The organism is Sphingomonas sp., assembly GCF_019242355.1.
Lineage (GTDB): Bacteria > Pseudomonadota > Alphaproteobacteria > Sphingomonadales > Sphingomonadaceae > Sphingomicrobium.
On record NZ_JAFAVR010000065.1, the window covers coordinates 34,704 to 44,377 of the forward strand.

A 9,674-nucleotide genomic window follows, 5' to 3' on the forward strand; every position below is an offset into this window, starting at 1 on the left:
TCTAATCGGCCCCATGCCGACACGCGCGCCGCTCATCGCCCCATCGATCCTGTCCGCCGATTTCGCCAGGCTGGGCGAGGACGTCCGGGCAATCGACGCGGCGGGCGCCGACTGGATCCACATCGATGTCATGGATGGCCATTTCGTCCCTAACCTGACGATCGGCCCGGCCGTCGTGAAGGCGCTCCGCCCCCACACCGCCAAGCCGTTCGACGTCCACCTGATGATTTCGCCTGTCGATCCATTCCTCGATGCCTTTGCCGAGGCCGGCGCCGATATCATCACGGTCCATCCCGAGGCGGGGCCGCATCTCCATCGAACAGTCCAAAGGGTGAAGGCGCTCGGCAAGAAGGCGGGCGTTTCCCTGAACCCCGCGACTCCCGCCAAGGCGCTCGATTATGTGCTCGAGGAGGTCGACCTTGTCCTCGTCATGAGCGTCAATCCGGGCTTCGGCGGGCAAAAGTTCATCGCCAGCCAGCTGCGCAAGATCGAAGCCATCGCCAACCGCATCGCCAAGGAGAATCTCTCCGTTCACCTGGAGGTCGACGGCGGAATCGATCCAATGACGGCACGCCAGGCGGTCGCCGCCGGCGCGACCGTTCTCGTCGCCGGCACCGCGGCCTTCACTGGTGGCCCAAACTTCTACGCCGGCAACATCGCCAAGCTAAAGGCCGCGGAGTGACCGCGGAGGGTTCGGCCGCGCAGCGGGCGATCGTCCGCAAGCTCGCGCGCGGGTCGCTTCTGTCGCGCTTCACCAGCGCGGGCCGCCAGCCGCTCAAGCTTGTCGCCGTCCCCCGCGATCATGTCCCCGGCGACCGGCCGCGCGGCGAAGCGCTGGCGATGGGCCGCTTTACCTTGGGCAGCGAAACCCTGTCGCTGGCCGACCTCGACTTCGCTGCTGCAAGCGGTGGAACGCTCGGCGATAATCTTCAGGGATTCTCCTGGCTTCGCGATCTTGCCGCCGCCACGGGGCGCGAGCGCGGCGCCGCGACCGCCGAGGCGATCGTCGGCCGGTGGCTGCTCGCGCACGGCACCCGCGTGGACGACGCCTGGGCGCCACATCTTTGGGGCGAGCGCATCCTCTACTGGACGGCATACGCGCCCTACATCCTGTCGAGCAGCGATTCGGGTTATCGCTCGGCCCTCCTCAACACCCTTGCGCGGGGCGCCCGCCATCTCGACGCCAATGCCGAGAAGGCGCCGCCGGGCCTCAAACGCGTCACCGCCTGGTGCGGGGTGGTCGCGGCCGGCCTTCTCGTGCAGGGCGGAGTTCCGCGCGTCGCCCGGGGCGAGGCAGGCCTTGCCCGCGCCCTTGCCGGCGCGCAGTTCGACGACGGCGGCCTCGTCAGCCGCTCGCCGTTCGAGCAGGTCCTTCTGGTTGACCGAATGGGGATGCTGAGGGCCTGCTACGCCGCCGCCAAGCAGACGATCCCCGAAGGCATCGAGACCGCCGCGGCGGCCGCGTTGGCAGCGCTTCATGGCGTCACTTTAGGCGATGGTGCCCTCTCGAGCTGGCAGGGCTGCAATCCGGGCGAGGCGTCGCGGCTAACCGCCCTGATCGAAGGCTGCGGCCTTCGTGCCAGGCCGCTCCGCCAGGCCCGGGGCTGGGGATATCAGCGGCTCTCCGCGCTCGGCACGATCATCGTCCTCGACGCAGCGCCGCCGCCGCCGCAGCGTGTCGCGGCGCAGGGTTCCGCCTCGACCCTCGCCTTTGAGATGTCCGATGGCGGCCAGCGGCTGGTTGTCAACTGCGGCGGTCCCGGTCCGCTTCCGGCCGATCTTTCGCCGGAGCTCGTCCAGGCCCTGCGCACCACCGCCGCGCACAGCACCCTGGTTCTGTCCGACACCAACTCGACCAACATTCAGCAGGACGGATCGCTCGGCAAGGGCGTCGAGGACGTCACTATTGATCGCAGCGACGACAATGACGCGACCCGGCTGGAAGCGAGCCATGACGGCTATGTCCGCTCGTTCGGCCTGGTCCACAAACGCAGCATCATGCTCGGGAACGACGGCAAGGAAATGCGCGGCGCCGACCAGCTGACTGCCAGGGGCCGCCGCAAGATCCGCGAATCTGTCCCGTACGCCGTCCGCTTCCATCTCGCGCCGGGAGTCGAGGTGACGACGACCGCCGACGGCATGGGCGCGATCCTGCGGTCTCGCGGCGCTCCGCCGTGGAACTTTCGCTGCCGTGGCGGCAATTTGACGACCGAGGACAGCCTGTGGATCGACGGCCGCGGCCATCCGCAGCGCGCCACACAGATTGTCGTGGTCGGCGAGGTCTCCGGCATCGGCGGCGAAATCGGCTGGCAGTTCCGCCGGACAAGCTAGAAGGAGCAGTGATGACGGACCTGGTACCCGTTCGGCGGGCACTCATTTCATTGTCGGACAAGAGCGGCCTGGGCGAGCTCGCCGCCGGCCTCGCTCGTCACGGCGTGGAGCTGGTCTCGACCGGTGGGACGGCTGCTAGACTTCGCGAAAATGGCGCCCGACCGTGTGACATTAGTGACCTTACGGGTTTCCCGGAGATGATGGACGGGCGGGTGAAGACTCTCCACCCGAAGGTCCATGGCGGCCTCCTCGGCGTCCGCGACAATCCGGAGCATGTCGCGGCGATGGCGGAGCATGACATCGCGCCGATCGATCTCGTCGTCGTCAACCTCTACCCGTTCATGCAGACGGTCTCGAGCGGCGCCGACCGCGACACGATCATCGAGAATATCGACATCGGCGGCCCGTCGATGGTCCGCTCGGCAGCCAAGAACCACGCGCATGTCGCGATCGTCACGGACCCGGCCGACTATGATGCGCTGCTCGCGGAGCTGGACGCCAACAAGGGCGCGACGACGCTTGAGCTGCGCAAGCGTCTCGCCGCCAAGGCCTTCGCGCTCACCGCCGCCTACGATTCGACGATCTCGCAATGGTTCGCGTTCGCCGACCAGGGCGAACGCTTCCCGCAGAGCTGGACCCAGTCGAGCACCCTCAAGATGCCGCTCCGCTACGGCGAGAATCCGCACCAGCGAGCCGCGCTCTACGCTCCAGCCGGTCCGGGATCGAAGGGCGTCGGACAGGCCGAACAGGTTCAGGGGAAGGAGCTCAGCTACAATAATCTGAACGATGCCAATGCCGCGCTCGAGCTTGCCGCGGAGTTTCGCGACGCTGCCCCGACCATCGTCATCGTCAAGCACGCGAACCCCTGCGGCGTGGCGACACGCGACAGCCTGCTTGACGCATGGACGGAAGCGCTGGCCTGCGACAGCGTCTCGGCATTCGGCGGGATCGTCGCCAGCAACCGGCCGCTCGACGCACAAACGGCCGACGCGATCACCCAGATCTTCACCGAGGTCGTGGTTGCCCCCGACGCCGACGACGAGGCCCGGGCGATCTTCGCTCGAAAGAAGAACCTGCGCTTGCTCCTTACAGGCGAGCTGCCCGATCCGAAGCGCGGCGGCCAGACGATGTCGATCATCGCCGGCGGGATCCTCGTGCAGGACCGCGACAACGGCTCGATCACGCGTGAGGACCTCAAGTGCGTGACGAAGCGCCGGCCGACCGAGCAGGAAGTCCGCGACTGCCTGTTCGCCTGGACGGTCGCCAAGCACGTGAAGTCCAACGCGATCGTCTATGCCAAGGACGGCGCCACCGCTGGCATCGGCGCGGGCCAGATGAACCGCCGCGACTCCGCGCGCATCGCCGCCGCCAAGGCGAAGGAAGCCGCCGAGACCCAGGGCTGGGCCGAGCCGCGCACGATCGGCTCGGCGGTCGCGTCGGACGCCTTCTTTCCCTTCGCCGACGGGCTGCTCGCCGCGGCCGAGGCCGGCGCCACTGCGGTCATCCAGCCGGGCGGTTCGATCCGCGATGACGAGGTCGTCGCCGCTGCCGACGACGCCGGCCTGGCGATGCTGTTCACGGGAATGCGCCACTTCCGGCACTGATCCGCCCCTCAGGGCGCGGAACGTTCAGACGATGCTGTCCTCGATCTGGTCTCGCGCCACTGCCGCCTGCTCGGCTTCGCGAAGCTCGCGCACGTCGCTCTTGTCCATCCGGAAAAGCTCGCGATCCTCGGGCCCGAAGCCCTTCGTCCAGAGTACGGCACCGAATGCCAGCAGGATTGCCGGAACGCCGGCCAGCTGCAGCATGTCGGGGAGCAGCCATTCGACCGCGGCCCCCGCCAGCACACCGGCGGCAGCGGCCCAGGCGATGTCCCAGCGCCATCCGGACACCGGTGCTCCGAGCTGGCGACGGAGCAGCCACGACTTCGCGATCGATGAAAAGGCGAGCGCGATGCAAAGAGCCATTGCCGGCCCCGTCGCCTGGTAGGCGGGCGGCAGGCCTTCGTTCCGCATCGCAAGGATTAGCGCGGCGGCGAGGCCGGCCTCGATCGCGAGCATCACCAGGCTGATCGCCATGTTCCGCTTGCGCGCGACATAGATCAGCGCCGCCTCGCTGACGACGGCGGTTGCCGCGATGACTTCGGCGGCGAGCAGGAAGCTGACCATGGCCGTGCCGCCGGTGAAGGCCGAACCGACCAGGCCCATGACCGCGCGTCCCGGAATCCCGAGCGCGAGCGCAATGCCGGCCTGCGCGGCGATGATCCAGTAGGTGACCTGCCGAACCTGCTTCGCGATCCCGGCGCGGTCGTTTAACGCGAGCCGCCGGACGATCGCCGGGCCGAGAACGGGCTCGAAACTCGTTTTCAGTTTCGCGGGCAGGGTCGCGACCTGCTGCGCCGCATAATAGATGCCGACGAAGCTCGCCGGTACGAACGCCCCAAGCACGGCAAGGTCGATCCGACGCGACGCCCATTCGACCGTATCGGCGGCGGCAAGGGGGGCGTTGTGAACCGCCGTGCCCCAGGCGGTGCGAAGGTCCGGCTTCCAGCCATGGGGCAAGCGATAGCAGCGGAACAGTGGGATCAGAGCCGCGACGAGCGCCGCCACCATCGACAGCACATATGCGATGATGAGGCCGTCGCCCCGGCTGACCATCACCGGATCGAACGACAAGGCGAAGGCGGCGATGCTTATAACCCAAGGCTGCACGATGGATCGGGACCGCACGGTCGAGGCGACGTCATGGTGGAATGCCAGCCCTGCCAGCGCGATGTCGGTCCAGGAAATCGCGATGACGGTGATCGCCAGCAGGCGGTCGAGTCCCCCGACGGGCGTCGTCGGATACATCGCCTTGGGCAGCGCGATTAGGATCGCCATGCCAAGGGCCGCTCCCATTGCCGCGACCAGCAGCGCGTCGGCGACGATGCAGGCTTGCGGCTTCTTCGCATCGGCGAGCAGCTGCGCAAGGCCGCGCCGCAGCCCGAGGGCGGCGATCTGCGCGGCGAACTCGACGACCAGTACGGCATAGGCGAACCGTCCGAGCGCCGCGGCGCCGTAGATACGCCCGCCGATGAACAGGAACGGGACCATCCCGGCCAGCCGAAGGACGAAGCCGAAGATGTTGAGCCGACCGCCGCGTGCCAGGGTCGCCATGTCGGCGTCGGGTGCGGACACCGCCGGCTCTGGCGTGACGCTGGCCTGTGTCCCCCCCGCGTCGCTCAATGCGCTGCGCCCCAATGCTCTCCCCACCCGACCTCGACGTCGAGCGGCACGTCAAGTGTCATCGCTGGCTCGGCGGCCTCGGCCATCACCTTCTTGATGACTGCGGCGGCTTCCTCTTCGCGACCGTCGGGCACTTCGAACACGAGTTCGTCGTGCACCTGTAGAAGCATCCGCACCCCGTCGAGACCGGCGGCGGCAAGCGCATCGTCCATCCGCGCCATTGCGCGCTTGATAAGGTCGGCGCTGCTGCCCTGGATCGGCGCGTTGACTGCGGCCCGCTCAGCCCCCGCGCGGATGGACGGGTTGGACGACCGGATGTTGGGCTCAAAATGCGTCTTCCGGCCGAACAGGGTCTTGGTGAAGCCATGCTGCCGCGCAAACTCCAGCGTGCTGTGGGTGAACGACCGGATGCCCGGAAACCGCTCATAATAGCGATCGATGATCGCCTTGCCTTCCTCCTTTGGAAGACCGAGCCGCCCGGCGATTCCCCAGGCCGAGCTTCCGTAGAGGATGGCGAAGTTGATCGTCTTGGCCTGGTTGCGCGTGTCGCGGTCGACCCGGCCGAACAGTTCCTCCGCGGTCAGGCTGTGGATGTCGATGCCGCCCCGGAACGCGTCCTTGAGCTGCGGTACGTCGGCCATGTGCGCCGCGAGCCGAAGCTCGATCTGGCTGTAGTCGGCGCTCAGCAGCTTGTATCCCGGCTCGGCGACGAAGGCGTCGCGGATCTTGCGGCCGATCTCGGTGCGGATGGGAATGTTCTGCAGGTTGGGGTCGTTCGACGACAGGCGACCGGTCTGCGCGCCCGTCATCGAGTAACTGGTGTGGACCCGGCCCGTCTCCGGATTGATCTGTGCCTGCAGCGCTTCAGTGTATGTCGACCGCAGCTTGGTCAGCTGGCGCCATTCGAGCACCAGCCCCGCGCACTCGACCCCCTCCGCCGCCAACCGTTCCAGTTCGTTGACGTCGGTCGAATATTGACCGCTCTTGCCCTTGCGGCCGCCTTTGAGGCCAAGGCGCCCATAGAGCACTTCGCCGAGCTGCGCCGGCGACCCGATCGTGAACGGTCCGCATGCCGCTTCGTAGATCCGTTCCTCGAGCTTCGCGGTCTCGTCGGCGAAGGTCTTGCTGAGCCCGGCGAGATAATCCCGGTCGACCTTGATCCCGCGCCGCTCCATCCGGCCCAGCACCGGCACCAGCGGCCGGTCGACGCGGTCATAAACCCGCGCAACATTCTCCTGCGCAAGTCGCGGCTTCAGCCGCAGCCATAGCCGAAGCGCGATGTCCGCGTCCTCGGCGGCATATTCCGTGGCGGGGCCGAGCGGCACCTTGTCGAACGTGATCTGCTTCGCTCCGGTCCCGCACAGCTGCTTGAAGGTGATGCACTCGTGCTCGAAGTGGATCTTCGCCAGCTCGTCGAGCCCGTGCCCGAACGAGCGGCCCGCATCGAGCGCGAAACTCATCACCATCGTGTCGTCGATCGGCGCGACGTCGATGCCGAGCTTGTCGAACATCACCCAATCATATTTGAAATTGTGCCCGATCTTGGTGACCGCCGGGTCTTCGAGCAGCGGCTTCAGCCTGTCGAGCACCAGCTGGAAGGGTAGCTGGTCCGGAGCGTCGGACAGCAAATCGGCGCCGCTGTGTCCGACCGGGATGTAACAGGCACGGTTCGGCGCGGTCGCAAGGCTTATCCCCGCAAGGCGGGCGATGATGCAGTCGATGCAATCAGTCTCGGTATCGAGCGCGACGTAACCCCGGGCCGTCGCCTCGGCGATCCAGCGGTCGAGCGCCGCCTCATCGGTGACGGTCTCGTACCTGGAGCGATCGACTTCGATCTGATCGGCCGGCGGCGGTGCGATCGCCTTCGACTCCATTGCCGCCATGACGCCATTGATGCCGCCGCCGCTGCTGCTTCTTCCTCCGGCGATTGCGCTGCCGCCGCCGTTGAGCCGGTTGAGCAGCGTCTTGAACCCCTGCTCTGTCAGGAACTCGCGCAGCGGCTCTTCGGGGATGCCCTTCAGCGACAGAGAATCCAGCGGCTCCGGCAGCTTGGCGTCGCAGACCAGCCGCACCAGCTCACGCGACAGGCGGGCATCGCCCGCATGGTCGATCAGCGACTGCTTGAGCTTGGGCTTCGTGATCTGGTCGGTGCTGGCCAGGACAGTCTCGAGGTCGCCGAACTGCTGGATCAACTGGCTCGCCGTCTTCGGTCCGATGCCCGGGACGCCTGGCACATTGTCGACGCTGTCGCCCATCAGTGCCAGCACGTCGCCGACCTTGTCCGGCCCGACCCCGAACTTCTCGACGACGCTTGCCTCGGTGATGCGGCGATCGTTCATCGTATCCAGCATGTCGACCTGATGATCGAACACCAGCTGCATCAAATCCTTGTCGGAGCTGACGATCGTCACCTTCCAGCCGGCGTTCCGCGCCGCGGTGACGTAGCAAGCGATGATGTCGTCGGCCTCCAGCCCCGCTTCCTCGATGCACGGGATCGAGAAGGCGCGCGTCGCGGTGCGGATGAGCGGGAATTGCGGGACCAAGTCTTCGGGCGGCGGCGGCCGGTGCGCTTTGTAGCCGTCGTACATATCGTTTCGAAACGTCTGCTCGGATGCATCCAGGATGACCGCCATATGGGTCGGTCCGTCGGCCTTGCTGAGCCCGTCGGCCAGCTTCCACAGCATGGTCGTATAGCCGTAGACCGCGCCGGCCGGCTGGCCATGGCGGTTGGTCAGCGGTGGCAGCCGGTGATAGGCGCGGAAGATGTAGCTCGACCCGTCGACGAGATAGAGATGGGGTTGGGCCTGCGCCGGGGTCTGACTCTGGTCTTGCGATGTGGCTGCGTCGGGCATCAACGCCTGATCTAGCGAGCGCCGCGTCCTGATGCCAGCAGCGGCGGCCTTAGCGGCAGCCGACCGGGCCCTGGATTTATCGCCTTCGGCCTCAATCGGTCTTAGGCGGCGGTCACGAGATGCATGGCCAGCCTGCGGACTTCGGGCGAGAGCCCCCGCACGCGAAGCTCATAGGCTTCGGCGAGTTGCCGGTGCACTTCCCGAACCTGTGGATTTGCGGTTCGCAGGATTGCTTCCCGCTCCTCACGAGCCCTGCGGCCGTAATATTCGACATCCGGAACCATTGCGCCCACCCCCCGATGGCCAGCGTTAGGAACGTACCGAGTCGCCGTTCGAAGTTATCCACATAGCATGATTTTTGCGGGTGCTTGAGTCACCTGAGTTACTTTTGCGAGACGGCGCAAAAAAGGTACGGGCCGTTTGTCCACCATTCGAAAGACCTAAGGCACCAAGATGGTGTCCTTCGGCTGCGGCAGCATCTCGGGGTAATCGAGCGTGTAGTGGAGACCACGGCTCTCGTGCCTCGACAGCCCGGACCGGATAATGAGGTCGGCGACGTCGACCAAGTTGCGAAGCTCGATTAGGTCCGGAGTCACTCGGAAGTGAGCGTAATAATCGCGGACTTCCCGGCGCAGCATGTCGATCCGGTGCTTCGCCCGCTCCAGCCGCTTGGTGGTGCGGACGATGCCGACATAATTCCACATGAAGCGCCGGATCTCGCCCCACGTCTGCGCAATGACGACTTCCTCGTCGCTGTCGGTGACCCGGCTTTCATCCCAGGGGCGGATGTCCGGTACCTCCGGCAGGTCGGGGAAATGAGCGACGATGTGCTTAGCCGCCGCCTCGCCGAACACCAGGCATTCGAGCAGGCTGTTGGACGCCAGTCGGTTGGCGCCGTGCAGGCCGGACTGCGTAACCTCCCCCGCCGCATAGAGCCCCACGGCGTCGGTGCGACCGTCGATATCCACGAGCACGCCACCGCATGTGTAATGTTGTGCCGGAACGACCGGAATGGGCTGCCGGGTGATGTCGATGCCGAGCCCGATCAACTTTTCGTAGATATTCGGGAAATGCGCCTTCACGAATTCAGGGTCGCGGTGCGAGATATCGAGGAAGACGAAGTCGAGCCCGTCGCGCTTGATCTCATGGTCGATGGCCCGGGCGACGATGTCGCGGGGCGCTAGCTCACCCCGCTCGTCATAGTCCGGCATGAAGCGGTGGCCGGTCAGCGGATGCTTCAGCACTCCGCCCTCGCCGCGGACCGCTT

General features: G+C 66.5%; 7 protein-coding genes. 3 read left to right on the top strand and 4 right to left on the bottom strand.

Going from position 1 to position 9,674, the window contains the following annotated elements; translation table 11 throughout:
- The first annotated feature begins 13 nt into the window (after positions 1–13).
- Genes rpe through purH form a run of 3 tightly spaced genes read left to right on the top strand, consistent with a single transcriptional unit; the run spans position 14 to position 3,935 of the window.
- Positions 14–682, top strand: coding sequence for a ribulose-phosphate 3-epimerase (rpe, locus tag JOZ79_RS02885; protein WP_294070287.1), 669 nt, complete (start codon positions 14–16; stop codon positions 680–682).
- A complete protein-coding gene (locus tag JOZ79_RS02890) occupies positions 679–2,331 on the top strand; it encodes a heparinase II/III family protein (protein ID WP_294070290.1) in 1,653 nt (550 codons plus the stop codon). The genes rpe and JOZ79_RS02890 overlap by 4 nt, the downstream gene beginning before the upstream one ends.
- A gap of 11 nt (positions 2,332–2,342) precedes the next feature.
- Positions 2,343–3,935, top strand: a complete 1,593-nt coding sequence (purH, locus tag JOZ79_RS02895) for a bifunctional phosphoribosylaminoimidazolecarboxamide formyltransferase/IMP cyclohydrolase (protein WP_294070291.1) — start codon at positions 2,343–2,345, stop codon at positions 3,933–3,935.
- Between the two features lie 24 nt (positions 3,936–3,959).
- Here the strand turns inward: purH and JOZ79_RS02900 are convergent, their stop codons facing one another.
- The 4 genes from JOZ79_RS02900 to JOZ79_RS02915 form a co-directional block, all read right to left on the bottom strand.
- Positions 3,960–5,555, bottom strand: coding sequence for a lipopolysaccharide biosynthesis protein (locus tag JOZ79_RS02900; protein WP_366514788.1), 1,596 nt, complete (start codon positions 5,553–5,555; stop codon positions 3,960–3,962).
- Complete coding sequence (gene polA / locus JOZ79_RS02905; protein WP_294070294.1) at positions 5,552–8,407, bottom strand: DNA polymerase I; 2,856 nt, start codon at positions 8,405–8,407, stop codon at positions 5,552–5,554. The genes JOZ79_RS02900 and polA overlap by 4 nt, the downstream gene beginning before the upstream one ends.
- A gap of 101 nt (positions 8,408–8,508) precedes the next feature.
- Positions 8,509–8,691: a hypothetical protein gene (locus tag JOZ79_RS02910; protein WP_294070296.1), complete on the bottom strand. Its 183-nt coding sequence runs from the start codon at positions 8,689–8,691 to the stop codon at positions 8,509–8,511.
- A 156-nt stretch (positions 8,692–8,847) separates the two neighbouring features.
- On the bottom strand, positions 8,848–9,674 hold an 827-nt coding region (locus JOZ79_RS02915), incomplete at its 5' end, for an FAD-binding protein (protein ID WP_294070299.1).